This window comes from Spiroplasma endosymbiont of Panzeria rudis, from assembly GCF_964019705.1.
In the GTDB taxonomy this organism is placed as follows: domain Bacteria; phylum Bacillota_I; class Bacilli_A; order Mycoplasmatales; family VBWQ01; genus Spiroplasma_E; species Spiroplasma_E ixodetis_A.
Window position 1 is genome coordinate 656,424 of record NZ_OZ026460.1, and the last position, 25,404, is coordinate 681,827.

Annotated in this window: 33 protein-coding genes, 1 pseudogene and 1 riboswitch; of the genes and pseudogenes, 14 read left to right on the forward strand and 20 right to left on the reverse strand. The window is 22.5% G+C overall.

Going from position 1 to position 25,404, the window contains the following annotated elements:
* Nucleotides 1-139: 139 nt before the first annotated feature.
* From AACK89_RS03685 to AACK89_RS03765, 17 genes are all read right to left on the reverse strand, one after another.
* Nucleotides 140-583, reverse strand: a complete 444-nt coding sequence (locus AACK89_RS03685; RefSeq protein ID WP_338978641.1) for a hypothetical protein — start codon at nucleotides 581-583, stop codon at nucleotides 140-142.
* 129 nt (nucleotides 584-712) lie between these two features.
* Nucleotides 713-883 carry a hypothetical protein gene (locus tag AACK89_RS03690; protein ID WP_338978643.1) on the reverse strand — a complete coding sequence of 57 codons (171 nt, stop codon included), beginning with the start codon at nucleotides 881-883 and terminating at the stop codon, nucleotides 713-715.
* Nucleotides 883-1,047: a hypothetical protein gene (locus tag AACK89_RS03695; protein ID WP_338978645.1), complete on the reverse strand. Its 165-nt coding sequence runs from the start codon at nucleotides 1,045-1,047 to the stop codon at nucleotides 883-885. Before AACK89_RS03695 ends, AACK89_RS03690 begins: the two co-directional genes overlap by 1 nt.
* A 130-nt stretch (nucleotides 1,048-1,177) precedes the next feature.
* Nucleotides 1,178-1,450, reverse strand: coding sequence for a hypothetical protein (locus AACK89_RS03700; RefSeq protein WP_338978648.1), 273 nt, complete (start codon nucleotides 1,448-1,450; stop codon nucleotides 1,178-1,180).
* Between the two features lie 3 nt (nucleotides 1,451-1,453).
* On the reverse strand, nucleotides 1,454-1,594 hold the full coding sequence (locus tag AACK89_RS03705) for a hypothetical protein (RefSeq protein ID WP_338978652.1): 141 nt from the start codon (nucleotides 1,592-1,594) through the stop codon (nucleotides 1,454-1,456).
* 5 nt (nucleotides 1,595-1,599) lie between these two features.
* Nucleotides 1,600-1,782, reverse strand: coding sequence for a hypothetical protein (locus tag AACK89_RS03710; protein ID WP_338978655.1), 183 nt, complete (start codon nucleotides 1,780-1,782; stop codon nucleotides 1,600-1,602).
* Nucleotides 1,782-1,979 (reverse strand): hypothetical protein, encoded by a 198-nt coding sequence (locus AACK89_RS03715; RefSeq protein WP_338978656.1) that lies wholly within the window; start codon nucleotides 1,977-1,979, stop codon nucleotides 1,782-1,784. The genes AACK89_RS03710 and AACK89_RS03715 overlap by 1 nt, the downstream gene beginning before the upstream one ends.
* The gene (locus AACK89_RS03720; RefSeq protein WP_338978657.1) at nucleotides 1,979-2,497 is read right to left on the reverse strand and encodes a hypothetical protein; all 519 of its coding nucleotides are present in this window, start codon (nucleotides 2,495-2,497) and stop codon (nucleotides 1,979-1,981) included. The genes AACK89_RS03715 and AACK89_RS03720 overlap by 1 nt, the downstream gene beginning before the upstream one ends.
* A gap of 118 nt (nucleotides 2,498-2,615) precedes the next feature.
* A complete protein-coding gene (locus AACK89_RS03725; RefSeq protein ID WP_338978659.1) occupies nucleotides 2,616-3,344 on the reverse strand; it encodes an ERF family protein in 729 nt (242 codons plus the stop codon).
* Between the two features lies 1 nt (nucleotide 3,345).
* Nucleotides 3,346-4,002, reverse strand: coding sequence for a PD-(D/E)XK nuclease family protein (locus AACK89_RS03730; RefSeq protein WP_338978662.1), 657 nt, complete (start codon nucleotides 4,000-4,002; stop codon nucleotides 3,346-3,348).
* Nucleotides 3,977-4,153: a hypothetical protein gene (locus tag AACK89_RS03735; RefSeq protein WP_199188879.1), complete on the reverse strand. Its 177-nt coding sequence runs from the start codon at nucleotides 4,151-4,153 to the stop codon at nucleotides 3,977-3,979. Before AACK89_RS03735 ends, AACK89_RS03730 begins: the two co-directional genes overlap by 26 nt.
* Before the next feature lie 15 nt (nucleotides 4,154-4,168).
* On the reverse strand, nucleotides 4,169-4,378 hold the full coding sequence (locus AACK89_RS03740) for a hypothetical protein (protein WP_338978665.1): 210 nt from the start codon (nucleotides 4,376-4,378) through the stop codon (nucleotides 4,169-4,171).
* Nucleotides 4,379-4,383: 5 nt separating this feature from the next.
* Nucleotides 4,384-4,572 (reverse strand): hypothetical protein, encoded by a 189-nt coding sequence (locus AACK89_RS03745; RefSeq protein ID WP_338978668.1) that lies wholly within the window; start codon nucleotides 4,570-4,572, stop codon nucleotides 4,384-4,386.
* Entirely contained in the window at nucleotides 4,556-4,714 is a 159-nt protein-coding gene (locus tag AACK89_RS03750; protein ID WP_338978670.1) for a hypothetical protein, read from the reverse strand. Before AACK89_RS03750 ends, AACK89_RS03745 begins: the two co-directional genes overlap by 17 nt.
* A gap of 134 nt (nucleotides 4,715-4,848) precedes the next feature.
* Nucleotides 4,849-5,337, reverse strand: a complete 489-nt coding sequence (locus AACK89_RS03755; RefSeq protein WP_338978672.1) for a hypothetical protein — start codon at nucleotides 5,335-5,337, stop codon at nucleotides 4,849-4,851.
* Nucleotides 5,338-5,674: 337 nt separating this feature from the next.
* Nucleotides 5,675-6,478, reverse strand: coding sequence for an IS3 family transposase (locus AACK89_RS03760; RefSeq protein ID WP_338979280.1), 804 nt, complete (start codon nucleotides 6,476-6,478; stop codon nucleotides 5,675-5,677).
* Complete coding sequence (locus AACK89_RS03765; protein WP_338977702.1) at nucleotides 6,400-6,678, reverse strand: transposase; 279 nt, start codon at nucleotides 6,676-6,678, stop codon at nucleotides 6,400-6,402. Before AACK89_RS03765 ends, AACK89_RS03760 begins: the two co-directional genes overlap by 79 nt.
* Before the next feature lie 270 nt (nucleotides 6,679-6,948).
* A riboswitch (TPP riboswitch) is annotated at nucleotides 6,949-7,036 on the forward strand.
* Nucleotides 7,037-7,096: 60 nt separating this feature from the next.
* On the opposite strand from AACK89_RS03765, the gene AACK89_RS03770 reads away from it, so the two are divergent.
* Together AACK89_RS03770 and AACK89_RS03775 are read left to right on the forward strand one after the other, a co-directional pair.
* The gene (locus tag AACK89_RS03770) at nucleotides 7,097-8,143 is read left to right on the forward strand and encodes an energy-coupled thiamine transporter ThiT (RefSeq protein WP_338979238.1); all 1,047 of its coding nucleotides are present in this window, start codon (nucleotides 7,097-7,099) and stop codon (nucleotides 8,141-8,143) included.
* Between the two features lie 71 nt (nucleotides 8,144-8,214).
* Nucleotides 8,215-8,463, forward strand: coding sequence for a hypothetical protein (locus tag AACK89_RS03775; RefSeq protein WP_338975120.1), 249 nt, complete (start codon nucleotides 8,215-8,217; stop codon nucleotides 8,461-8,463).
* A gap of 25 nt (nucleotides 8,464-8,488) precedes the next feature.
* Here the strand turns inward: AACK89_RS03775 and AACK89_RS03780 are convergent, their stop codons facing one another.
* Complete coding sequence (locus tag AACK89_RS03780; protein ID WP_338979240.1) at nucleotides 8,489-9,796, reverse strand: APC family permease; 1,308 nt, start codon at nucleotides 9,794-9,796, stop codon at nucleotides 8,489-8,491.
* Nucleotides 9,797-10,287: 491 nt separating this feature from the next.
* Here AACK89_RS03780 and leuS point away from each other — a divergent pair, with 491 nt between their 5' ends.
* Together leuS and AACK89_RS03790 are read left to right on the forward strand one after the other, a co-directional pair.
* Nucleotides 10,288-12,726 (forward strand): leucine--tRNA ligase, encoded by a 2,439-nt coding sequence (gene leuS / locus AACK89_RS03785; protein ID WP_338979241.1) that lies wholly within the window; start codon nucleotides 10,288-10,290, stop codon nucleotides 12,724-12,726.
* A gap of 10 nt (nucleotides 12,727-12,736) precedes the next feature.
* Nucleotides 12,737-13,450, forward strand: a complete 714-nt coding sequence (locus tag AACK89_RS03790; RefSeq protein WP_281747899.1) for a sugar phosphate nucleotidyltransferase — start codon at nucleotides 12,737-12,739, stop codon at nucleotides 13,448-13,450.
* 1 nt (nucleotide 13,451) lies between these two features.
* Here the strand turns inward: AACK89_RS03790 and AACK89_RS03795 are convergent, their stop codons facing one another.
* Nucleotides 13,452-13,934 (reverse strand): hypothetical protein, encoded by a 483-nt coding sequence (locus AACK89_RS03795; RefSeq protein WP_338975198.1) that lies wholly within the window; start codon nucleotides 13,932-13,934, stop codon nucleotides 13,452-13,454.
* Nucleotides 13,935-14,207: 273 nt separating this feature from the next.
* Between AACK89_RS03795 and AACK89_RS03800 the strand changes: the two are divergent.
* Together AACK89_RS03800 and AACK89_RS03805 are read left to right on the forward strand one after the other, a co-directional pair.
* Nucleotides 14,208-15,306: pseudogene (locus tag AACK89_RS03800) on the forward strand (IS3 family transposase).
* A gap of 568 nt (nucleotides 15,307-15,874) precedes the next feature.
* The gene (locus AACK89_RS03805) at nucleotides 15,875-16,054 is read left to right on the forward strand and encodes a hypothetical protein (RefSeq protein WP_338960250.1); all 180 of its coding nucleotides are present in this window, start codon (nucleotides 15,875-15,877) and stop codon (nucleotides 16,052-16,054) included.
* A gap of 76 nt (nucleotides 16,055-16,130) precedes the next feature.
* Here the strand turns inward: AACK89_RS03805 and tpx are convergent, their stop codons facing one another.
* Nucleotides 16,131-16,637 carry a thiol peroxidase gene (gene tpx / locus AACK89_RS03810; RefSeq protein WP_338975203.1) on the reverse strand — a complete coding sequence of 169 codons (507 nt, stop codon included), beginning with the start codon at nucleotides 16,635-16,637 and terminating at the stop codon, nucleotides 16,131-16,133.
* A gap of 86 nt (nucleotides 16,638-16,723) precedes the next feature.
* On the opposite strand from tpx, the gene AACK89_RS03815 reads away from it, so the two are divergent.
* The 8 genes from AACK89_RS03815 to AACK89_RS03850 all read left to right on the forward strand — a co-directional run bounded on the left by AACK89_RS03815 (nucleotide 16,724) and on the right by AACK89_RS03850 (nucleotide 25,185).
* Nucleotides 16,724-17,458 (forward strand): hypothetical protein, encoded by a 735-nt coding sequence (locus AACK89_RS03815; RefSeq protein WP_338979243.1) that lies wholly within the window; start codon nucleotides 16,724-16,726, stop codon nucleotides 17,456-17,458.
* 134 nt (nucleotides 17,459-17,592) lie between these two features.
* Nucleotides 17,593-17,799 carry a hypothetical protein gene (locus AACK89_RS03820; RefSeq protein ID WP_338979244.1) on the forward strand — a complete coding sequence of 69 codons (207 nt, stop codon included), beginning with the start codon at nucleotides 17,593-17,595 and terminating at the stop codon, nucleotides 17,797-17,799.
* 6 nt (nucleotides 17,800-17,805) lie between these two features.
* Nucleotides 17,806-18,330 (forward strand): ABC transporter permease, encoded by a 525-nt coding sequence (locus AACK89_RS03825; protein ID WP_338979246.1) that lies wholly within the window; start codon nucleotides 17,806-17,808, stop codon nucleotides 18,328-18,330.
* 521 nt (nucleotides 18,331-18,851) lie between these two features.
* Entirely contained in the window at nucleotides 18,852-19,667 is an 816-nt protein-coding gene (locus AACK89_RS03830) for a hypothetical protein (RefSeq protein ID WP_281749372.1), read from the forward strand.
* Between the two features lie 73 nt (nucleotides 19,668-19,740).
* Nucleotides 19,741-20,739: a glycosyltransferase family 2 protein gene (locus AACK89_RS03835; RefSeq protein WP_338979250.1), complete on the forward strand. Its 999-nt coding sequence runs from the start codon at nucleotides 19,741-19,743 to the stop codon at nucleotides 20,737-20,739.
* A 4-nt stretch (nucleotides 20,740-20,743) separates the two neighbouring features.
* Entirely contained in the window at nucleotides 20,744-21,439 is a 696-nt protein-coding gene (locus tag AACK89_RS03840) for an RDD family protein (protein WP_281749370.1), read from the forward strand.
* 35 nt (nucleotides 21,440-21,474) lie between these two features.
* On the forward strand, nucleotides 21,475-23,661 hold the full coding sequence (locus tag AACK89_RS03845) for an ATP-dependent helicase (protein ID WP_338979252.1): 2,187 nt from the start codon (nucleotides 21,475-21,477) through the stop codon (nucleotides 23,659-23,661).
* A 273-nt stretch (nucleotides 23,662-23,934) separates the two neighbouring features.
* Nucleotides 23,935-25,185, forward strand: a complete 1,251-nt coding sequence (locus tag AACK89_RS03850; RefSeq protein WP_338979253.1) for a hypothetical protein — start codon at nucleotides 23,935-23,937, stop codon at nucleotides 25,183-25,185.
* Nucleotides 25,186-25,404: the final 219 nt, after the last annotated feature.

The window sequence follows — 25,404 nt, forward strand, 5'->3', positions numbered from 1 at the left end:
GTATAATATGAAAATACTTACCTAAGGGGTTAGAAAAGGTAAGTTGTATATATCAATTTATTTCATTTATATTTAAACTTAGGTTGGCACCTAATTAAAAAGTTACCTTAATTGGTAACTTTTTTTTAATATTAAATCTTTACAACCAAGTTGATTTATTTTTATTTGAATTTAGTTTTAATTTTTCCATTTCTTTAATTTGTTCTTCGATTTCTTTTTTAAATTTTCTATCTTCTTCTTTTTTTTGTAATTCCATTCTTTGTTGTTCTCTTCTTTCTCGTTCTTTTTGTTCACGTTCTCATGCTTTTTCATGAGCTTTTTGTTCTTCTACTTTTCTTCGTTCACGGTCTCTTCGTTCACGTTCTTCTTTGGCTCTTGCTTCTTTTTCTCTTCGTTCACGGTCTCTTCGTTCGCGTTCTTCCTTGGCTCTTGCTTCTTTTTCGGCTCTTTTTAGATTTTCTTTTATTTTTTCTTCTTCTTTTTTTCTTTCTTGTTGAAAATCATTATATCTCTTCATATCTTCTTTTTTTTGTTCTTTAGCTTTATCATTAAATTTTTTATATTTTTCATCTTTTTTTCACATAATTTAATCACCTTTCTTTTTTTTCTTTTTTTAAAAAAAACTCATTTACTTTAAAATAAAGTAATGAGTTATAAACTTATATTAAGTTTATATTTTTTATATCATAAATATTTACTAAATATGTATAATTTAATTAGTTATTTTTTCATAAATTAAATATCCAATACCAATAATTCCTAAAATTAAACCAATTACTCCAAATATTATTAAACTAGCAACTATTTCATATCATATTGGTACATTCATTAATTCTCATCTACTTAAATAAAATCAATGTGTAAATCAATATCAAAATGTCATTATTTATGTTTTTCCTTATGTTGCTTTGTTATTTGATTTAAAGTTTGACTTAAATTTATATAATTATTTATAATTTTACTTAATACTTCTTGTTCATTAGTATCTAATTTATTACTTATTTCATTAGTAAATTCTATAATTTTTTCTTCAATTTCTTTAGTCATTATTTACTCCTTATTTTTTTTTATATCATCATCTAATAATTAATTCACCTAAAATATTACCTATAATGGAACTAATAATAGTATTTACTATAAATATAATTCAATCATATCAAAACATTATTATTTACTCCTAATTATAATTTAATCTTTCTTCTTTTGTTTTTGGAAAATGATTATATGCACACATTTCTTGATTATCTAATTTAATAAATACTCTAATTTCATTTGGATATTGTTTATATGATAAAACTTTTCAATCTGCTAATTCATAACCTAATAAAGTACGGTCATCATCTAATTCACTACTTCCACCATTTCATGAAAAATATATTTCTGTATTTCTTGTATATATTTTAAAAACATTATATTTATCACTATATTTTAAAAAGTCTCATAAATTCATTATTTACTCCTTATTTAATTCTTTTTTTATTTTTAATCTTCATCTTCTACGATTTTCTTTATTAACACCTGCTCTTTTTGGATTACCATCTTCATTTTTACAACATCAATTTTTTGGCTTAAAAAACTTATGATTTTCTATCATACTTTTTACTCCTTATTTTTTATTTCTTTTACTTTATTTTTAAATTGTTTTTTATGAAAATAACACATATTAAAAAATTGAACAGCACTATCTTCAATATTTCCAATTTTTAAAGTAACTAATACTTTACTATTACAATCTTTAACAATACATTTAAGTAATACTTTTTCTTGTTTTTGCTTTTGCATTAATCAAATACTCCATTCTTTATTAATTGTAAAATTACATTAGTTTGTTCTATTGAACCTTTTATATGACTTTCATTATAAAGTTTAGTTTGTAATCTTTTATTATCCATTTCAATACATAAATTTAAATAATCAATTAATTTTTGTTTATATTCGTTTTTATATTCATTAATAATATCTTCAGTAGTAATTTCCATTATTTTTTCTCCTTATTTAAATAATATCAACCAATTAATAAACTATCTGCTTCATCATGATTCGTAATATTAAAATCTCATTCATTTTCTGAAATAATAATTTGTGCCATTGCTAATGATGTTTCTTTTGTTCATTTTTCATTTTTAATATCTCAATATGCTCCAAAAGGTCTATTTTTATATCATTTCTTTCATTCACTTGGACTTATTAACATATTTTTTGTTAATAATTTATTAAATTGTCCAGCAATAAAACCACGTAAATGTTCTTGTGTTTCATAACCAATACCATTTTTTGAATGAAAAGTACCACGTTCAATAATTAAATCTAATTCATTATCATTAACTTTTATATCTCAATAAAATTTTCTTTGTCCATCATATTTTTTTAAATTATAACTTTTAACAAATATTGGTTTTCATCTTATTATAAAATTATCACTTATATTTTCTTTTTCTCATAAAGTAAATCCAGTATTTTTAATACTTGGGTCAATTGAAAGTAAATAATTAGTCATAATTATTTCTCCTTAATTTAAACTTAGTCTTTTTAATATTTTCATTAATTGTTTATCTTTTTTTGCTACTTTAATTCCATGTTCAACTAATTTTTCATTATATTTAAATTGTTTTCTTTTATTCATTTTTAAATACTACTTTATCTAATTTATTTATATTTTGTTCTAAATTTTGAAAATTATTATTTAATAAATTACCATTTTGATAATTATTTTGATTATTTTTAAATATTTCATCTAAAAAAGATTTACCTTTTAAAATTATTAATTCTTTAAGTTTAAAATTATTATTATTTTGCATTTCTTTTTGTATTAAATTTTTAATAAAATTATTATTTTGCATTATATTTTGTAAATATAATAATTGTTTACCACTTGGTTCTCAATTATTATTTATATTTTGATTTTGTAAATTATGGTCACTATCCAATTCATCTTCACTTATTAAAAGTAAATTCATTAAAAAATATCTTAAACCATAAGTTTCAGCACTACCTTTTGCTTTTGCAATATCACTATTTTTTCCAGCAACAAAACAATTAAATAAAATACTATCTTCTAAATTATTACTAATTAATTTATATTCTTTTAAATATGAAACTTGTTTTTCTTTAATTAATTGACCTTGTTTATTATATGTTTCAATTTCACTAAAATTAAATGTATCTTTGATATCGCCATGAATAAACGTAACTTCATATTTTTTTAATAATTCTTTAAATTCAGTTAAAATATCACTTAATAATCAATATTTATATTTTCCATAATCATTAATCCCATTTTTAGATATTGCTTTAATTTCTGTTTGTATTTTATTTAATTTTTGATATATATTTAAATTTGTCATTTTATTTCAATTCCTTTCATGTTCAAATTGCTTTTTGTCATTCAATTAATAATTCATTTGTTATTTCAACTTTAATTAATTCAATGTCATTTTCTTTAACTCAACATATAAAATGAGTATTTGATAATTCATAATTATTATTTTTTAATAATCAATAATATGCTATTATTTGTAATTTTGATTTTTCTAATAATTCTTTAGTAAAAACTTTATAAGTTTTAAAATCTACTATTATATTTAAATTATTTTCTTTATAAATTAAATCTGGTGTTCCAGCAACAATATCATAATTAAATATTTTTTCACTAATATATTCATTATTATTAATAAATTTAATAGGTAAATAATCTAATAATGTATAACAATAATTTAAATAATTTTGTGAAAATAAATCTTTAATATAATTTTTAATTTGATTACTAATATTTTTAATATTTATATTTTTAAAATATAATTCTGCTACTTTATGAACTGCATTACCACGAATTTTTGCATTATAAATATTAAAACAATATTTACATTTATTACATTTACAATATGAATTACCTAAATAATAATCAAGTATTTTACTTACTGATATTAATTCTTTATTTTTAATAAAATATTGATGTGTTTCTTTTTTAAGAATTAAATTATTTTTTTGATTGTTTAATTGCATTTTTTATTAAATCCCTTACAAAATCATTCATAGTTATATTTCTTTCATAACAATATGTTTTTAATTCATAATGGTCATTTTTAGTAAGACGAATTTTTAAATTTTTAATTAATAATTTATCTTCATGTTTTTTAAGTGCTGCTGCTACCATATTTATTTATCTCCTTTAACCTTTAAAAATTCTTTTATAATCAATAATTGCTTGTTCTAATTGATTTACATTTTTATAATTAAAATAATCACAACTAATGTTTAAATCTCCATCATTGTCAATTCTAACGTCTAAACTACTTTCATATTTGTCATTAAATTCTTCTTGTAATTTTTCAAATTTTTCTATTAATTTCATTGCATTATGTAATTCTAATTGATTCATTATTTTTACACTCCTTTAAAATTTTCTAATTGTAATTCATTAATATAATATTCATATAAAGAATCTCAATTATTTGATGTTAAATACATATCTTCTTCAATAATGTCATTTATACATTTATTACAATAATAACTATTATCAATTTCACTAATTCATATATATTTTTCATTATGAGTATTACACTTCATAATCATCACTCATTAATTTATAAAAGCAGTTATTACAAGTTCTATTTGCAAATGATGAATTTTTATTACATATATCACATGAACCAAATATTTTTTCAATTTCTTCATATTTTAAATATATTCTTTTATCTTCTTTTAAATTCAACATAAATTAATTCTCTCTTTCTATAATTTTTAATATTTCTTGTATTTCAATATATTTTTTATTTTTAAGTAATTTTTCATTACATAAATTTTTAATTAATTCTATTTTTTCAACATTTAATAACATATTAATTTCCTTTAATACTTTAAATAAAATATTTTTTCATTATGAGTATTTATATCTTTCATTGGTGTAACAATATAATTTATTGCTAAATCATTATCATTATATGGATTATTTATTTTAAAACTTTTCATATCTTGTTCTCATGTAATGTTATATTTAAAACATTCTTGATTATTATTATTTTTAAAAATATAATAACCATTATATTCTTCATAAAATTCACATGATATTAATTCATTTTCATTTGTAGTAATATCTGAAATATTTTTAATATATTTTAAAATTTCACTACCTTTAATACTTTCAATATCTTTTGTAATTGATTTTTTACCTAATTTATAATTAAAATCTTCAATTATTTTTAATGTTATTTTTTTATTATTTTGATTAATAGTAGTATCTTTAATTGGAAATCATGTTTCATATTCACCAATTTCTAATAACATACCTTTAGTTGTTTCTCTAACTTTATTTTTAATATCTAAATTAACATTAATCATTACAAATCCTTTCTACGTATAAGCCTTATCACCTACAGTGATAAAAGGCTTATATACTACTAACTAAATACTTCTACTAATATACGTAAGGCTTATGCTACTGTAAGTAGCAAAGCCTTGGGGGTAGGAGGTCTGGAGGGAGGGGGAGAAAAAAATCTTAAATTTTTAAAGACCAGCAGAAAAATTACTATTTGCAAATTCCTATACAATAGCTTTTATAATTTTTATTAAATTTGGAATAATTAATTACTTTAATAAAGTATAGGTTTAATAAAATAATTAATTATAATTGTTCAACAATTAAAAATGAGAGTTTTATCTCTCATTTATATTTTTATTAAATCGTATCCAAGTTTGCAATGCGCCCAATAAATTCAATTTTGAAAGTTTTAAAAGTTGCTTCAGCAACAGCGTTATCATAAGGACAACCTTTTTTGCTTAAAGAGCGATTAATATTGAATGCTAGTAAAAGTTTATCAATAATTTTATTATTAAATTCATTACCGCGATCACTATGAAATATTTGAATATCTTTTAAACAACGATTTGAGTGCATAAATGCTTGATGTACTAATGATGCATCTTTTTTAGTACCTACACTATGTCCAATAATTTCGCGGTTAAATAGGTCAATTAATAGGCAAATATAGTTTCATTTACCATTAACTTGAACATAAGTTAAATCACTAACAATAACTTCATTTTTAAGCCTATTATTAAAGTTTCTATTAACGATATTGGTTATTTGACTATCGTTGACTTTATTATGATGATTTTTGAATGATAATTTAGTGTATTTTGATATTAAATTATGTTTATTCATAATTTCTTTAATTTTTCTGCGTGACAAATAAATATTCTTTTCTTTTAGAACAACTTTTAATCTTCTTGTTCCATAAACTTCTTTATTTTCTTTAAAAGCACTAATAACAGCTTCATCATAAATATTATTTTGTTTTTTTTCTTTTTCCTTTAAATTAAAATAATATGTTGATTTAGAAAGTTTTAAAAAACGACACATTGTGCGAATTTTATATTTAACTTTATTTTTAGCAATAATTTCTATTTTCTGCCTATTATTAGTGCTGCTTGCTTTAAAATATCATTTTCCATTCGTAACTGTTTTAATTCTTTTCTTAATTTAATTAATTCATTTTCTTCAATAGAACGATTATCTTTAGTTTTAAAACTGCCTGAATTAGTAAATTGCTTAATTCAATTATAAGTAGCTGCTCTTGTAACATTGTACTCTTTAGCAAGACAAGACACTGACTTACCGCTTTGATATAAAGCTACTATTTGTTTTTTAAATTCATCGGTATATGAGTTAATATTGGCCATAATTATAGTTCCTTTCTTTTAACTAATTTGTTCACTTGTCTACGTAATTAGTGTCCAATAAAGTGTAACCTATCCAAACTCCTTTTTATTTTTTCCCAATAACTTCTTATTTTTAAGAAGTGAATATATTTTATTTTTTTTCAAATAAATTTCAAATAAAAATAGAACAAATTTTAATTTAAACTAAAAATCATAAAAAAATATATTTTATATTTAAAAAAATATTTTGAATGTTATAATAGTAGTAAATATGGATTAATTTGCATATATTATATAAAGCAGGGGTGGCATTGCCTGAGAAATACCCTATAACCTGATCTAGTTAGTACTAGCGGAGGGAGACTTTATTTTTTATATTTTAAAAAATGATAACTCCTTTTTGTTATGTAAGATAAATTAAAGGAGTTATCATTTTATTATGTTTAAAGAACAACTATTAACAACTATCAATTATAATAAAATTAAAAGCAAACTGGGGGTAGGAATGTTAATTAAAGCATCAGCCATTTTTAGTTTAATTACTCTTTTAACATTAACAGTTATTATTAGTATTTTACCTGCTAGTAGTATTAATCACTTTTTTAAAGTTACTACTATTATTGGTTGACAATTTTATAGCAGTAAAATTTATTTAATATTAATTCTTTGTTTATTATTAATTTCAGCAATTTTATTATCTGTTATTACATGAACAGTTAAAATAGAAGATATGCATAAAAATATTGTTATTGTTACATTACTATCAATTTTTAGTATCAATCCCATTGCATTAATTTTTAATTGAATTAAACATTATCAATGACAAAAAGAAGAAACTTTTGCCATTTTAAAAACAAGATGATGAACTAATTTTAAATTTGCATTTGGTATTAAACGATGATTAGTTATTGATTATACAATTATTGGTTTATTTACTGGTGTAACTATTGCTTGTGCTTTTATTGAACAAAATTTATTACCAAAAATGCCATACGGCGGCGGTATTGCTATTAAATATATACCTTTAATGGTTATTAGTTATATTATTGGCTTTGCAGGTGGATGATTAACGGGTATGATTAGTGCTTTAATGTTATTATTATTTATTGGTGGTGGTTATGTTATTAATGCTTGAAGTTATTTATTAGATTATTTTTTGCCAATGACAACGCCCGCTATTATTTCATTATTACGTTTTAATTTAAAAGCTGATAAATCAATTTTTACTTATATTAATTATTTTTTACATTGTTTTTTAGTTTGTTTAATTATTTATTTTTGACAAACAATAGCAGGATATTTTATTTGATCACAAATTACTAATGCTGACGGAAGTAAAAATATTTGATCAGGATTTAATCCTCTTTTTTACTCATTAGTTTACAATTTTATTCATATTTTTTTGTTTACTTATCCAATTATGCAATTAACAATACCTTTTATTTATCGTGGTTTAGTTAGTCACTATGTAGAAAGATATCGTTAGAATAGTAATTGTAATTACTATTTCTTTTTTAAATAGCGTTATAATATTAATTGATAGAAAGGGTGATTATAATGAAAAATGATGAAATAATCAAAGAAGATATTATTATTATGGATGGTGATATTAAATTAATGAATAAAGCATTAAATGAGAAAAAGGTTGTATTAGCAGCAATTGAATTAGGAAAACATGCTCAACATACAATTGATATTGGTTGATCTGAACATTTTCAAGCATATGCTAAATTAAAAAGTACAACTACTACTGGTACTTGTTTTTGTAAAAAACCAGCAACTCATTTAGTTTATTTTTGGCGATAATAAGATAATATAATTTTTAAGTAATTTAATTAACTACTAGATGAGAATTAAAAATAAATTCTTTATCTAATTGATTTTGATATTCTGGATTTGTTATTAATCTTTGTTTTAGTTTTGGTTTATAATAAGTAAAATAAATAATAGTAGCAATTATAATAAATACTCAAAACATTAAAAACTTAATCGCAATTGCAATTAATATGATTCCTTTGTTGCTTACTAAATCATGAATCATATTATAATTAAAAATAATGAATTGACTAATTAAAAATAATAAACAGATAATAAACATAATTCATTCAATAACTTTTATTTTTATTTTTTTATAATAACCCATAACACAAGTTGCTGCTATAACAAAAAGATAAACAAAGATTGTTATATTAGTTGTAAATCCCAACATTTGGTTATAATTAAAACTAATTCCAATTAAATCCGGAATTATTAGCATAATAATACAAACTATAATTGTAATTATAAAATTAATAGTATTACCATACATTGCAATATTTTCTTTATTTAATTTGGCTATTTTTTCACTAATGTATCCTTCTTTGGCTAATGGTTGTAGCATAGCTCCAGAATATAGCGCTACTTGTATTACACCATTCAATTTAATTGATAAAGTACAAATAACTAGTAAAATGATACCCGTTGTACCAGCAATGCCAGCAATAACATTATTTGGGTTATAATTATTACCACCATTTGCTCATCCGTTATTACCATTAGGTCCCTGCGAACTGATGGCACCAATAATTAAAATTGTAATCATTAAATAAAAAATAGTTGTCAAAAATAAGACAATAATTGTTCCCCTACCTAAATTTTTATTAGGATTTTTAACATTTTTTCCAATAACAGTAAAGGTCTCAAAACCAAGGAAAAAGTAGAAAAAATTACTAAAAGCATTATTAAAAATATTAATTGTAAAATGAAGATGTTTAGTACCAACAAATGCTTGTTGATAAACTATAGTGCCGTTTTTGATTACCAGAATAATGGCACAAATAATCAAAAAACAAGTTGACAGTCATTTAATGATTCCTGAAATATTAACAAATCAACGAAAACCTCTTAATCCAAAATAGATACAACTTGTAACCAAACAATAAACTATAATTCCTAAACTATCAATAAATAAATTAGATCATCTATCAGGTAATCAAGAAAAAAATGATAATTGGTTTAAGTTAATTCTAAACATTGAAATAATACCACCAATAACAGTAGATGGTAAAATGATATATTGCATAAAGCCGGTTATTCATCCTCAAAAACGACCAAAAGTTGCTCTAACATAAATATATGCTCCAACCATTATTACCAGCATAAACTTTACTACATTTTAAAAAAGCACATGCACTAATACTAGCCATTATAGCGCCTAAAATCATAATTCAGATTAGATGTAATCCAACTCCGCCATTATTTCAATAATATATTCCTATAAAAGACATAGGAAAAGCTATTGTGCAAGTATAATTAAATCCAAAGTCACACTAGTTCTCCTAAGCCTATTTTTTGCTGCTTTGTTTTTTGTTTTAAAGACTTATTTAAAACTTTTTGTGTGTTCATAGAATCCTCCTTTGAATTTATTTAATATTAACGATAATTATATAGTATATTTTATTTGAAATACAATAAAAACTATTTCTTTTTTGTAGAAAATAAATATTAGCAAATGGTTTAATAACATTGATTGATAATTAACAAAATATTTAAAATATAATTTAATCAATAAGTAAACATTGCAACTTGTTAAATGATTATGATATTATGGTTTTATGATTACTTTACCTGAACATATTAAAGGAGAAAAACATGAGTTATAATCACCAACAAATAGAAAAAAAATGACAGCAGTATTGATTAAAAAATGAAACTTTTAAAACAAACATTGATGATAATAAAAAACCAAAATCATATATTCTTGATATGTTCCCTTATCCTTCAGGATCAGGTTTACATGTTGGCCATCCTAAAGGTTATTGTGCTACTGATGTTATTTCTCGAGTTAAAATAATGAATGGTTTTAATGTTTTGCATCCAATTGGTTGAGATGCTTTTGGTTTACCAGCTGAGCAATATGCCTTAAATACAGGTAATAATCCAGAGACATTTACTAAACAAAACATTAATAATTTTCGTAAACAATTACAAAGTATTGGTCTAAGTTTTGATTATAATAAAGAAGTTAATACTACAGACCCTCAATATTATAAGTGAACACAATGAATTTTCATTAAACTTTATGAACAAGGGTTAGCTGAAATTAAAGATGTTGAAGTTAATTTTTGTGAACAGTTAGGAACTGTTTTAGCTAATGAAGAAATAATTAACATTAATGGTCATATGGTTTCTGAACGTGGTAATTTCCCAGTTATTAAAAAACCAATGCGTCAGTGGGTTTTAAAAATTACTAAGTATGCTGAAAAATTATTAAAAGGATTAGATGATTTAGACTGACCAAATAGTGTTAAGGAATTACAACGTAATTGAATTGGTAAAAGTGTTGGAACATTAGTTGATTTTGTAGTTGAAAATAATAAATGTAAGGTTTCTATTTTTACTTCAAGGGTTGATACTATTTTTGGTGTTTCATTTTTAGTACTTGCTCCTGAACATCCATTAATTCATGATTTAACAACTAGTGAATATTCGCAAGCAGTTACTCAATACTGTTTAGATGCTAAAACTAAAACAGATTTAATGCGTCAAGGAGATGATACTTTAAAATCTGGTGTTTTTACTGGAAGTTATGCTATTCATCCTTTTACTAAAAGTAAATTACCAATTTGAGTTGGTGATTATGTTTTAAATCATTATGGGACAGGAGCAATTATGGGTGTTCCTGCACATGATAGTCGTGATTTTATTTTTGCTAAAAATAAAAATTTACCAATCAATTTTATTATGAAAACTAATAATAAAAATGAACCATTTTTGGGTACTAGTGAATATATTAACTCTGATTTTATTAATGGTAAGGATTTAGAAACAGCTACTAATTTAATTGTTAAAAAATTACTAACTTTAAAACAAGGAAAAGTACATACTGCATATAAGTTACGAGATTGACTTTTTTCTCGTCAACGTTATTGAGGTGAACCTTTTCCGATAATTTATTGAGAAGATGGTACAATCTCAACAGTAGATGAACAACAATTACCAGTATTATTACCAAAAATGACTAATATTAAGCCATCTAATTCGGGGAATGCACCTTTAACTAATGCACCAAATTCCTGATTACATGTAACTAGAAAAGATGGTGTAAAAGGAAAAAGAGAAATTAATACAATGCCACAATGAGCAGGTAGCTGTTGATATTATTTAGCATATATTTTAAAAAATGATGATGGTACTTATTGTGATTTTAATAGTGCTATTGCGCAAAAACGTTTTAACTATTGATTACCAGTTGATTTATATATTGGCGGTCAAGAACATGCTGTTTTACATTTATTGTATGCTCGTTTCTGACATTTAGTACTATATGATTTAAAATTAGTTAGTGTTAAAGAGCCATTTTTAAAATTGGTAAATCAAGGTATGATTCTTGGTGAAAATAATGAAAAAATGTCTAAATCACGCGGTAATGTTGTTAATCCAGATGATATTATTAATGAGTATGGTGCTGATACTTTACGAATATATGAAATGTTTATGGGACCATTAACAGCATCTTTACCGTGATTAAATAGTGGTTTAGTTGGTTGTTATAAGTTTTTAATGCGTATTTATCGTCTTGTTAATAAAGATGAGTATAAAATAAAAATTACTACTAAGAATGATAAATCATTAGATACAATTTATCATCAAACTGTAAAAAAAGTAACTAATGATATTAACGATTTAAATTTTAATACTGCTATTGCACAACTTATGATTTTTATCAATGCTTGTTATAAAGCACCAACTATTTATCAACAATATTTAGTTAATTTTTTAAAATTATTAAATCCATTTGCTCCACATATTGCTGAAGAATTATGATTTCAATTTGGTAATAAAGAAAGTATTAATAAAAGTCAGTTTCCAAGTTATGATGAAAAATTTTTGATTACTAGTGAAGTTACTATTGCTATTCAGATTAATGGTAAAACGAAAATAACTTTAGTAGTAAAAGAAAATTTAAATAATCAAGAACTTTTAAAAGTAGTTAATAATGAAGAAAAAGTAAAATATTGATTGCAAGATAAAACAATTATTAAGACAATTTGTATACCAAATAAGATTGTTAATTTTGTTGTTAAGTAAAGGAGGAATAATGAAAGTTGCTATTATTTTTGCAGCAGGAATTGGCAGTAGATTACAACCTATCTCAAATAATGTTCATAAATCGTTAATTAAATTTAAAGGTTTAACTTTAATTGAACATATAATTAATCATTTAATTGAAATACATGATTTAAAAAAAATTATTGTCATTACTGGTCATTTAAAAGATGAATTTAATTTTCTTACTCATAAATATTCAAAATTAATTTTAATAAATAATCAACATTTCCTTGATTATAATAGTGGTTATGCTTTGACATTAGTATCATCATATTTTAATGGTCAAGATGATATTTTTATTATTTCTGGTGATATGATTAGTACAAAAAATATTTTTTTAAATAATTTTTCAACTAATATGATGGCCGCTATTAATCGTGATCATGATAATATCAAAGAAGATTGAAGTTATAAATTAAACAAGAATGGTAATATTATTGATATTATTAAAAGTAAAAAAAAGGATAGTTTCTTGGCAGGAGAATGAAGTTATATTACTAAAAAATGAGCAAAAGTTCTTGGTGAAGATTTAATAAATCCACAACAAGAACTTGTATTGCAAACAACAATGGTTGGTAAATATTTAATTAGTAATAGTATTAAACATAATTTTGAATTAAAACCTTATGTTTTATCATTTGATTGTCATTGGGATGTTGATAATATTATTGATTTAGAACGAACTAATAAATATTTTAAATAATTTAAGTAGTTAATTTTTTTCCAGAAGTTGTTGTTGAAACTACTGGAATTTCTTCACGATTACAACTATGTGCAACATTTTGGAATGGATTAGTAGTATTACCGTTTAATTTTAGTGCTTCTGCTGTTGTTTCTGCTACTGATTCATTTTCTGGATCTAGTGCATCTACTTCTTTAAAACTAACTTGTCCATTACTACGAGCAATAACATTATTGTTTTGATTAACATTATCTTTATTTTTGATAATATTAACTGACTGATTTAGTTTAGGTTTTTTAGTTCGATTATTAAATAGTGAAACTAAAAGTTTTTTTAATCATATGTATGGAAAAAAAGAAATATAAGCGACATCTTTTGCAAATTTTACAATTCAATTTCTACTACTACCACCAGAAGAAGTATTTGCTTTTTCTTTTTTATCTTTTTCACCTTGTAATTTATCAAAAATTTCTTTATTTGGTTGTTGCTGTTGTTGTGCTGACATAATTTTTCACATCCTTTTTTATTTAAAAATAATTAGGTTCCACTTATCTAATAAAAAAGAATAAGTCGAACCTAATGGTCTTTAATAATTTAGTTTATTATGTTGTTAGTATAACATATTTTCAATTTTTAAGCACAATAATTAAAAAAATAACATCCTTACTTTTGAGTTAATAAATCATAATTTTATTTAAAAATTGGATAGGTTACACTTTATTGGACACTAATTACGTAGACAAGTGAACAAATTAGTTAAAAGAAAGGAACTATAATTATGGCCAATATTAACTCATATACCGATGAATTTAAAAAACAAATAGTAGCTTTATATCAAAGCGGTAAGTCAGTGTCTTGTCTTGCTAAAGAGTACAATGTTACAAGAGCAGCTACTTATAATTGAATTAAGCAATTTACTAATTCAGGCAGTTTTAAAACTAAAGATAATCGTTCTATTGAAGAAAATGAATTAATTAAATTAAGAAAAGAATTAAAACAGTTACGAATGGAAAATGATATTTTAAAGCAAGCAGCACTAATAATAGGCAGAAAATAGAAATTATTGCTAAAAATAAAGTTAAATATAAAATTCGCACAATGTGTCGTTTTTTAAAACTTTCTAAATCAACATATTATTTTAATTTAAAGGAAAAAGAAAAAAACAAAATAATATTTATGATGAAGCTGTTATTAGTGCTTTTAAAGAAAATAAAGAAGTTTTTGGAACAAGAAGATTAAAAGTTGTTCTAAAAGAAAAGAATATTTATTTGTCATGCAGAAAAATTAAAGAAATTATGAATAAACATAATTTAATATCAAAATACACTAAATTATCATTCAAAAATCATCATAATAAAGTCAACGATAGTCAAATAACCAATATCGTTAATAGAAACTTTAATAATAGGCTTAAAAATGAAGTTATTGTTAGTGATTTAACTTATGTTCAAGTTAATGGTAAATGAAACTATATTTGCCTATTAATTGACCTATTTAACCGCGAAATTATTGGACATAGTGTAGGTACTAAAAAAGATGCATCATTAGTACATCAAGCATTTATGCACTCAAATCGTTGTTTAAAAGATATTCAAATATTTCATAGTGATCGCGGTAATGAATTTAATAATAAAATTATTGATAAACTTTTACTAGCATTCAATATTAATCGCTCTTTAAGCAAAAAAGGTTGTCCTTATGATAACGCTGTTGCTGAAGCAACTTTTAAAACTTTCAAAATTGAATTTATTAATGATAAAAATTTTACATCATTAATCCAATTAAAATTAGAATTATTTGATTACATCAACTGATATAACAACATAAGAATTCACAGCACTTTAAACTACTTAACTCCAGTTAATTATCAAAAATAAATGTCTACCAAAAAATAGTCCTAAAAAGGGTTGCCATTCCAAAAAAGAATTAAGAAAAGGAAAGACAAAATCAAAACAATGATTTTTAAGTTTAACGCGTGAAGCAAAATTACAGGCATTTGCAAAAAGTTTTGGTAAAATTTGAGATAGTAATAAAAATAAAACATTTGAAAATATTCAAAAAGAATTAAGTAAAAAATTTGAAAAAAATAAACAAGATGTAAAAACTCAAGAATTTTCAAAAATTTATGCTCAAAAAGTTCAACAATGAAATGAAAATTGAAATGAAACAGTTGAATTTTCACAAAATTTAAAACCTAGAGATATCAGCAAAATAAAAGAAGTTTTTAATGAAAGTGATGCAACTAAAAAGCATATGTGTGATGGTTTTTTTATAAACCAAAACAAGTATGAGAAGAATTTCAAGAAGAAAAAAAATGGAAAATGTAAGAAATTTATTTGAAAATCCTGAAAAAAATGATAATCTTGAAAGAGAAGATATTAGAAAGAAATCACCAGTTAAAAATATGAGAAGAGCAAGTTTATAATTTAAAAAAGGAGACACATTATGGATGAAAAAGAAAAAGAAAAAGTAGATAAAATACTTACTAAATCAGCTATGCAAAGAGCTAAAGATATGAAAGAAAGACTAGCACAAAAAGCTGAGAAAGCAGCACGTGAAAAGGAAAAAGCAGATAGTACTAAAAAAGAACAGCAATCAAAAAAACATATTTCATTTTCAAAATAAATAGTTTTTTAAAAGTCTACTGATAAATAAAAAAAAGTTAGGTAATACTTATTTTAAAAATATTACCTAACTTTTTTTATGTTAAAGTTTTAATAAATTTTAGAACTTCATCATAGTTTGGTTCTAATGTTACTTCTTTAACAATTTGTAAATATATAACTTTGTTATTTTTATCAACAATGATAATAGTACGTGCTAATAATTGGATTTCATCAATTAATAAATTAGTAGTATTACTAAAATTATTTTCATTATTACGATAATCACTTAAAATATGAAAATTATTATTCATTTTTAGTTTTTCACAAAAGCGATTTTGAGCAAATGGTAAATCTTTGGAAATAGTAATAATAACTAAATCTTTTAATTTAGTGGCCTCTTTATTAAAGTGTATAGTTTGTAAAGCACAAGTTTTAGTATCAATGCTTGGTACACTAGAAATAATTTTAAATTTATTAGTGAATTTTTCCAAATTCATATTATCCATTGTTTTATTAACTGCAGAAAATGATAAAGTATCTCCAACTTTGATTATTTCATTTTTAATATGAACGGGTTTACCTTTAATTGTTAATTGTAACATAATATTTTTTCTCCCTTTTTATCAAATGTATTTATAATATTATTATAACTAAATTTATTAAAGATAATCTATTAAGGAGTAACAAAGTGTTAAAAATTTTAAATAAATTTAAAATTGTGATTCAAGAATTTAAAGTGGTTTTTAAAGCAGTGGGGACTAAATACATTTATAAAAATAAAAGAACAGTTATTAAAAGTATTGCACTATGTTTTATTCCATTTTTATATGCGTTTATTTCTTTATGAGCTTTTTTTAATCCATTGGGAAATATTAATCGTTTACCAATTGCTTTAGTTAATAATGATAGTTCTGCAGTAGGAATTAATCGTGTTATTAATAGACATAATTTAAATTTGGATGATGAAAATCCTAATAGTAGTGGTGCTTATGAATTTAAAATTAATGATTTACAAATTAACAATGAGAAAAAAACATTTACTGTTTATTATTATGATGATTGAAAAAGTTATTATCAACATCAAAATGACAAAACTTTTTTAACTGAAATTATTATTGATAGTTGTTTTACTAAGGATTTTAATGATTTTTTTAAAAAAGCTTTTAAAGTAGTTATTGAAAATATTAAAACTCCAGGAAGAATTTGGAATCTTATTAATCAAATTACTATTAGACCAAAAATTAGTTTACAAGCTTCATATAAAGTTAGTCCGATTTTAGGTGAAATTAATGATTTTGCTTTAAATGCATTAAAAGATAATATTTTAGTAAGTTTTTACCTGTTGTTATTAGTGATCAAGTATTTGATTATTGAGATAAAGATGCTTCTGATTCAGGTTATCAGCATTTACAACCAATTTTAAAAGAAATTTATGGTATTCTTTCAATTGCTGTTCCTGGTTTAGGTCTTCATGCTGAACAATTTAATGCTAATATTGATAGTGTAACAAGCAACAGAGATATTAAACATATTAAAGTTTTAGAACATGATTATTGAATGAATCATACTTTATTGGCACCTATTAACTTTATTAATTTTAATATTAATATTGAAGGTCAAGATAAATCTCCTTATGGATTTGGTTTAGGACCATATTTCATGTGTATTGGAATGTGAGTAGGTACTTTATTATTAACTTTTACTTTTATTAGAAATAAAGATATTCCAAAAACTAAATTTTGATCAAACTATTTAGCTAAATAAGCATGAATGATTATTTTTGGTTTAATTCAGTCAACAATTTTAGTAACTTCATTATTACTATTATTTAATAATATTGATTTATGACAACGTTTTTGACAAATGTTTTTATACATGTGATTAATAACAATTATTTTTGACTTGGTTGTTCAATCAATTGCTCACATGTTTCGTAATCATGATTTAGGTAGATTTTTAATTGTTATTCTTTTAATATTACAACTTTCTTCATCAAGTGGTACTTTTCCTGTTGAATTAGAACCCAAGTTTTTTCAAGTAATGTATAATTTTTTACCATTTAGTTATGCAATAAAAGGACTAAGAGAAATTCTTATTAATCCTAATCCAATGACTATTTTATGAAGTATTGGTTGTTTATTAATATTTATTATTATTTTAGTACCATTATCATTGTTACTTAATTGATGATATGATCATAAAGATGCAAAAAATCAAGTTGGAAATAAAAAAATTAAATTAGTTGTTAATAATTCTTCATCATTAAATAATAAAACTACTACTGATGAAAATTAAACATTATATTTTTAGGTGTCCTTTTTTATTAATATTTTCTAATAAAAATAGAGTACTTTAAAGAATGTTATATATTATTTTTTCAAAAAAACTTAATTTATAAAATAAAAAACATAAAAAAGTAAAAGAAGAAAATGACTTATGTATTAAAAAAATATTAATAATGTTACTATAACATATTTTGCTAGTTAAGGGACTATGCTTTCAATTAATACTCATGTTTCTAATAATAAATTGATTAAAATTTCTTTTGTAATAACCATGAAACATTTTCAAAATTGGAAGGAGTAAGTGGTGTAATTTAATTAATAACTAGCGAACAAAAAGGAATGTTTATTATGTGTAGAAATATATGATATATTCATATAGTTTAAAGATAATTTTATGATGTATTGTTAGCTGTTTAATAGTAATAATTAAAGTACTTTAATTATTAATCAAAGTGGAAAATTTTCTTAGCCCACACTTTATATATAATTTGATAAAATAGACTTAGAAAATATTAGAGTTAGGAGTAGAAAATGAAGAAAATTATTTTAAATCCAAATATTTGTGCTGATGAGATTGAACTTACTATTAAAAAACAAGGATGAGAAATTATTGATAAAAAATATGATTTTTATCAACCATACGTTAGTATTTTTGATAATTTAAATTATGAAGCAAAAGTAGATTTGTATATTGCTTTTAAAACTGCAGGTAACTTTGTTCATAAGGTATATTGCTATTTTTTAGAATTTGATACAAATAATATTTTTAAAATATCAGAAATTAAATCACCAGAACATCCTAAGGGACAAATGACAACACGAATTGCTGATTTTAAGTATTATAAAACTACTGGTAATCTAGGTTTTACTCCTTATAAAAGTCCAATATCTGGTCAACCATATAACTTAAGTCATAATTATCACAGTTTTTTTAATTCATTAATTGAATCAGAAGCAAGAAATGAATTAAACTATGTTTGTATTTTATTAAAATATGATAATCATGCTCGAAGCAAGAAAAGACTTCGATATTTTGTTAATTCGTATAAAAAGTTTATTAAATCATTTCTTTTTAAATTTGAAAAATTTGAAATTAGAAAAACACGTGCTTTATTAAGAGCAGAAATATTAAAAGGACAAAAAAAGAAAAAAGTTACCAATCCCGCAAAGCGAAACGTTATTAAACCTAATAATACTGAAACCGTTATTATTGAAGGTAATTTAAAAACTATTTTTGATCATAAAAATATGACTGTTAAAGTTATTAAAGAAACAGATAATATAGAAAAATCTACTTTAGAATCTAAAAATAAACTTAAAAATAGTAATCAAAAAAATAAAAAATAAATGTTGATAAACCTTCACTTAAAATTGTTAAAGAAGTGTTATAATTATTTATAAAAGGGAGGAAATATTTATTATGCTACTAACTTTTATTTTATATACAACTTCATTTGAATCCGAACACTTAGATTCTTTTTTAGCAAAGATTTTTGTAAATAAAAAAACTAATTTTGAAGTTGTTGTTGTTGATGATGGCATTAACAATGAAAATTTGGAGATATTTAGTAAATATTTTAAATTATATCCACAAAATTTAAAAATGATTACTAATTATCAAGTATCAGGTATTGCCATTAGTCGTAATCTTGGTCTTAAATATATTTCCGGACAATATGTAGTTATTTTAAATCCAACTGAAATTCTTAGCGTTAATTTTGTTGAAACAGTTAATAAAATTTTAGATAATAATAAAGATTTAGATTGTATTGAATATTGTGTTCGTTATGAATTTGATATAAATAATGTTTTTCATTCAACAATTAGAACTGAAGTTAATAAATTATATAATTTAAATACAACACAAGGAAAAATAGTCTTTGCTTTAACAACACCAGTTTTAACAACAAAAATCATGAAAGTTAGTATTATTAATGAATATAATTTACAATTTCGTAAAGAAATCCAATTTGATAGTTTATTTTTATACTCATTTTTAGCACATTGTAAAACATATTATGCAATTAATGAAACATTATTAACGTCTAAAAATAACACATTGGAAAATGATAATATTTTTGAACTAATGCATCAATGAATACATATTTTAAACTATTATAATAATTATAAAATTAAAAAAGTTTTATATGAAGAGTTGGAATATGCTTTTGTTAGATACTATCTATATACTCTTTTAAGATTTATTAGTATTTCTAAAAAACCTGCATTAATTGAAAAAACATATAATCGTGTCAAAGAAATTATTGAATTTAAATTTAAAAATTTTAAAAAAAATTCTTATTTTAATACTATTAATCCAAATGATAAATTTACCACTTATGCTCCTGATCTAAGTACTTATTTTAAGAAATATTTTAAAGATAATAATATTAGAGATGATTCAAAATATTGAGAGTAAAAAAATGAATATTAAAAAATTAGATACAACCGAAACATATATAATAGCTAAAACATGAAAACGTATTATTGCACGTATTTTTGACGTGATTTTTGTTAGTTTAATCCCATTAATAATTGGATTAGCAATCCATTATTTAGATAATAAAGGTAATCAAGAATCATGACAATTAATAATTATTTTTATTATTAATATAATTATTGTTATTATATATTTTGTTATTATTCCATGAAAATGTAAGGGTCAAACTTTAGGAAAATTAATTTTTCAAATAAGATTAGTAAATGAAAAAAATCAAGATTTAAAGTTAAAACATTTTTTTTATCGTGAACTATTTTTAGTTTTTATTCCTTTATTATTAACCACTTCAATAATTCTTTTTATGAAATTGACTTTTAATGAAAACATTGCTACTATTAATAGTAATAGTACTTTAAATTCTTGATTAAATATTCTTATTCGTTCTGTAGTTAGTTTTGATTTTGCTTGGTATTGTGGGATTATGATCGTCACTAAAATTGATAAATATCATCAGCTATTCTTTGATCGTAATCATAAAACTTTTGTCATTAACAAGAAACCGCTTGCAACTAATAAACGGAAGATATTAACTAACGTTAATGATCCACATATTCATTTAGTTTATTCTCAACCAGGAAATATTAATGATGACGAATTAGAAAATATAAATAGTCTTTAATAGTATATACTCTTACTAACTTAAGGATAAATAACATGGATAAAACAAAACTTTTAGAAAATCTAAATGAACAACAACTACAAGCAATTATTAATGTTGATGGCCCATGTCGTATTATTGCGGGGGCTGGAGTTGGAAAGACGCGGGTTATAACATATAAAATTGCTTACTTAATTAATGTAATTAAAATTGCTAGTGAAAAAATATTGGCATTAACTTTTACTAATAAAGCAGCACGCGAAATGAAAGAACGAATAATGCAACTTTTAAATGATATCAACATTAATGTTAATATTGTTACTTATCATGCATTATGTGCCAAAATATTAAGAAGAGATATTCATCATTTAAATATTAATAATAATTTTAATATTATTGATCAAGAAGATCAACGAAAAATATTAAAAGATATTTTTCAAAAAGAATTTTCACATAAAGCTGAATTGCAGGAGTTAAGATTATTAAGTTCTAATATTTCTAACTGAAAAAATAATTATCTTTCTCAAGATGAATTATTAGCTGATTATCAAAATCAAGATGAGTGAATTTTACGTATCAAAGTTTTTGAATCGTATAAAAAATATCAATTTATTAATTCATGTTTAGATTTTGATGATTTATTATTATTAGTTGAACGTCTATTTAAAGAATTTCCACATATTTTAACAAAATGAGAAAAGAAATTTGATTTTATTTTAGTTGATGAATTTCAAGACACTAATGATATTCAATATAATATTTTATTGTCACTTGCTAAAAATCATAAAAATATTACTCTAGTTGGTGATCCCGATCAAACTATTTATAGTTGAAGAGGAGCAAATATTAATTTAATATTGAATTTTACTAAACAATTTCCTAATACACAAACATTTATTTTAAATCAAAATTATCGTTCAACAACTAAGATTTTAAATACAGCTAATAGTTTAATTAAAAATAATGTTCAACGTATTGAAAAAGAACTGTTTACTAAAAATGATCTTGGTAATGATATTGTTATGTATCATGCTAGTAGTAGTGATCAAGAAGCACATTGAGTTGCAACAACTGTTAAAAAAATTCATTTAAAATATCATTTAGATTTGAATAAAATTGCTATTCTTTATCGTAATAATTATTTATCAAAAGATTTAGAACAAGCTTTGATTAATAATAATATAAATTATAAAATTTTTGGTGGTTATAAATTTTTTGAACGTAAAGAAATTAAAGACATTTTGGCATATTTAAAAATTATTGTTTGAAATGATAATATATCAATGATTAGAATTTTAAATGCAACACCTAAAATTGGACCAAAAGCTATTGATAACTTATTATTACTTGCTAATGAACAATCACTAACTTTAAATGAATACTTATTTAAATTTCAGTATGGATTACCAAAAAATTATCGTCAACATTTACAACCTTTAATTAATTTAATTAATGAGATGCAAACTAATATCAAAGATGTTACTTCTTTACATAAAATGGTTGAAAATTTATTAAATAAAACTAATTATTTAAAAAAACTAGAAGATAATCTTGAAAAAGAAAGAATTGAAAATGTTCAACAATTATTAGAACAATTGCTTGAATATGATAGTAGTAATAATGAATTACAAGGCGAAGAATTATTAACGTCATTTTTACAAGAAGTAAGTTTATATACTGATTTAGATGAAAATAGTACTAATAAAGCCGTTAATTTAATGACAATTCACAGTGCTAAAGGTTTAGAATTTGATGTTGTTTTTATAGTTGGCATTAATGAAGGTATTTTGCCTGGAATAGGTAAATCTAGTATAGAAAACTTAGATAAAATTGAAGAAGAACGACGACTTTTTTATGTTTCAATTACTAGGGCAAAAAAATGATTATTTTTATCTAGTGCCGGTGGATATTCATATATCTTGGATCGTATGAAACAACCATCTCGTTTCTTAAAAGATTTAGATCTTAAATATTTAAAAATCATTAATAACGAACATCAAGAAATGGCAGCAACTTATCAAAATCGTAATCATTCTAAATTTAATTACTATAAAGCTGATAATAAAGATAAGGTTGAAATAACTAATAATTGAAATGTTGGAGATATAATTATTCATGAAATTTTTGGCAAAGGTATTATTACTAAATTAATTGGTGATAAAATTCAAGTTGCTTTTCATAAAAATCATGGTGGTATTAGAATTATTAGTTCTAATCATAGTGCTATTAAAAAATTTGTATAAATTTATTTTTATTAAAAATGTCTATTTTTTGGACATTTTTAAGTATTTTTAATTAATTTCTTATAAAAAAGTACTTTTTTATAAGAAATTTTTTATTACATATTAATTTTTTCAAGTATAAAATTAGAATTAAGATTTATTTTAATTTAATTTTCCTAATAATATTTTAAAATTGGTGCTAAATTGCCAATTATTTTTTATTTTGAAATAATTTTAGAAAAATTAATATTTTAATAAATCTTATTATTTTAATGAAAGGAAAAAAAAGTAATTATGATAAAAATAAATTTAGAAACGTGAAAAGGTTTAATTCGTAATTGAATTGAAGTTAACCCTAATCGTGATGGTCAATCAGTTACTAATAAAGTTAAACAACATGCTAACTATTTATTCCAACCTTATTATGATGGAGGATTATGAATAGGAACAACTCCTAGAGACTTAATTAATGGTAAAGAAATTATATTACATGATGGTAAAAAAGTTTTTAATAAAATAAAAGATTTAAAATCTATTACTTTGGCTTTTGTTCAGCAAGCAATTGCAATTAAAGATAAGTTAGAATTAACTATTGCTGGACAGTCTTTGGGCGCCGGATATGATTATTGAGTAGAAAATAAATTGAAACCAGAAGTGCTTAAACCTTTAGTAAAGAATGATGGTTTTAATAATATTGTTGTTGCTTATGGTGGTGCTGCTTCAACTGTTGGTTATAATCCATGAGATGTTGCATATACGCTATCTAATAAAGATATTAATAAAGCAGTAGCAATGCTACAACCAGCTTTGATTGAGTATCAAGAACGCATTACTAAATTTGCAGGTTTTGAAACTAAAGATATGCCATTAAATTTAGACTTAGATATTGAAGGGATAAACTTTGATAGTGATCATATTAATGAAATGAAGGTTTTATTTACTACATTAACAAAAATGAAAAGAAATAATCAAAATTGAAACTTTAGTGTTACATTACCAGTAATGCCAACAGGGCTAGTTGGTAGAGATATTGAGAATGTTATTAAAATAGCTTTAGAAATATATCAAAAAGCAGATTTAAAAGTTGAAGATTTATTTACAATTAACATTATGGCTATGGATTATGGTGAAATTGTTGGACAAGAAGTAATTGATAAAGGTTTAACTTTTTTTGATATTGCTAAACAAGCAATTAAAAGTACTGCTAACCAATATTTTGAATTAATAAAACAATATTTTCCAAAATCTAATTTATTACTTACTGATGTTTATCAAAAACTAGGTATTACACCAATGATTGGTATTAATGATGTAAATAATAACTATTTTACTTTAGAAGATGCTAAAGATTTATATAATTGAGCACAAACAAATAAATTAGCAAACATTAGAATATGATTATTAAATCGTGATAGTAATGGTAAGATAGATGAAGTTTGAGGAACAAATAATCACGGATTAAAATATTTAAATGAAGGTGATTTTACAAATGTTTTTACTGGTAATTGAACTTATTGAGTAAAAAGTCCAGTTCGTAAAGTTTAATGTTTTTTTTGATAATTATTATAAAAAATATCAAAATTTAAATAAGAAGAAATTAAGATTTTTTTACTCATTATTTAAGGAAAATTAAGTAAAATAATTAGTAATTCTTTATATAACAAATTATAATAATATAATTTGTTATATTTTATTGTTTAATTTGCTAATCACTTTAAAACTACTTTTGTTCTAATATCATAAAATTTTGATAATTAAAAAATA